Here is a 2,044-nt window from a genome sequence, read left to right on the forward strand (position 1 = left end):
AAAAAATATGTTCATAGATTATTCATTTTATTAATTGATCGGCATAGTTTATTTTCAGCTAATAATAAAAAAACTTTTGAATAGATAAAATAGTTTTTAGAAATTAAAGATAGCATCAATGGTCATGGTTAAGGAATTTTGGATAGAAAACATCATCATCTACCCTTTGCATTCTGATTGCAAAGAAATTTTTAGCGAAAAGATTCCACAGGGATTCTATGCAATCGATTCGCTTTTTGTTTATAGCGTTGGTGTTATTTTTTTACACCATTACACTGCATGTTATTATAACTAAGTTTTTGAAACTAGTTTTTTACTAAATCGGAACATCTGGTATTCTTTCACTAGTATTTTTACGCATGTAATTTGTACCCATACTTTTGTATAAACATTTTATATGGGTTTTAACGGTTTTACTTAGTTTATAATTAGGTTTAACAATTATTCCCACGCCTCGGAATTTCTTGTTAAATTTTTTCAATGTTACCCAATTTGTAGGAATTTTAGTGTCTCCGCCAACGTTATATTTTCCATAAGAGTTACTGACCAGTATTTTTTTGCCGTCCTTGCTGACATCTATTACAGACACGTAATGATTTGGAAGGTAAGCTATTACTGCACATCCTCCTTTAGCCAGCTGTTTTACGGCAGTGCTCATGGAATAAAAATAGGTTGATTTAAACTTACTTCTGTCTACAGCTTTTTTCAGGACATATAAATTTACTCCATTTTTTACATGCGCTTTTACCTGGAAATATTTTTCAGAAAAATAATTTCTTAGAGCCTGGCTGCAAACACTGGCTGATGTCGGACCGCAGGTATATTCAGTATTTTGAACGTCACGAACTTCTGAGTAAGTATATGATTTTCCTTTTAGATTTGCGGTAATTGTCGCCGGCCAGTAGTTATATTTATTTTTCTTGACCAGTTTGGTGTTAAGTTCCCTTTCAATAACGTTCCATTTTTCACGTTTTAAAACATGATACTTGTTAGGCTCTGATTTTGTTTTAAAGAATGTATATTTTGACAGTTTACCATATAAAAATAGTGAATAGCTGTCTCTTTTTATGGTCGCACGGTATTGAGCTTTTGTAAGGGTGTATTTAGCATCACCATCTCCCATGACAAAACTTGCAGGCATTCTATCAATATCCGGAACTCCATTTACAAGAGGGATGGCTTTTTTGAAAGGATTCAGCACATTTCCTACAATGCATTTGATCTTTTTGGAAATTGTATAGTTGTTGTATGTAACTGTCACGTCATATGTGCCTTTGCTGACTTTTGGAGCTAATACAACAAATCCTTCCGCACCTGTTTTTTTAGTGAAAGTCTTATCTCCAACTTTTATTTTAATTGTTTTTCCGGATATTGCACTTGTTGTACCTTTCAGATAAATTCTGAGATATCCGTTTGTCAGAAGTTTTGCATTTCCAATCTCTATGGTCATTGACTTGTCGATATAGAAATCAACTAACTGGGTAAATGCGTCGTATTTGTCGTCTCCGCTGAAGGAAATATTCATTGATGCTGTAGAGTTATCCAAATTAACAGGAATACCAAATTTCCCGTTTTTGTCAGTGGTTTTTGTATAATTTTTCCCATCAAATTCTATAGTTAATTTTTTGGCTGCTATTTTATTGCCGCTTGCATCTGTTAAATATAAATAGTAAGTATTTCCTTTTTTAACGAAATTTGAATCGCTAGTAACTTTCAAGGTAGCTTTTGTTGAGCTGTTGTCAACGGCATCTAATTCATCATTACCTTCTTTTGATATTTCTGTATTTAGAGATTCACTTTTTAAGTTGTTATCTGCTGTGCTTTCAATACTGTATTCTAATGTTGTTTCTTCATATTCGTTTGAATCAATTGCTATTGGACTCTCTTCCTGAATTTCACAAGCAAAATCTGTTGAATTATATTCACTTGCTGACACCCCACCAATAACAAAGAACAAAAAAATCAACGAAATGAGTATCATTTTCACTTTTTTTGTCATGTTATTATATTTTATATAAAGTATATTAAAAGATATCCTTTTTAA

1 protein-coding gene is annotated in these 2,044 nt (G+C 32.1%); it reads right to left on the reverse strand.

The window, feature by feature from the left end; genetic code table 11:
• Positions 1-316: 316 nt before the first annotated feature.
• The gene (locus ACKI2P_RS09130; RefSeq protein ID WP_407377050.1) at positions 317-1,936 is read right to left on the reverse strand and encodes a hypothetical protein; all 1,620 of its coding nucleotides are present in this window, start codon (positions 1,934-1,936) and stop codon (positions 317-319) included.
• Positions 1,937-2,044 lie beyond the last annotated feature (108 nt).

Origin of the sequence: Methanobrevibacter sp., from assembly GCF_045541095.1 — an archaeon.
Lineage (GTDB): Archaea > Methanobacteriota > Methanobacteria > Methanobacteriales > Methanobacteriaceae > Methanocatella.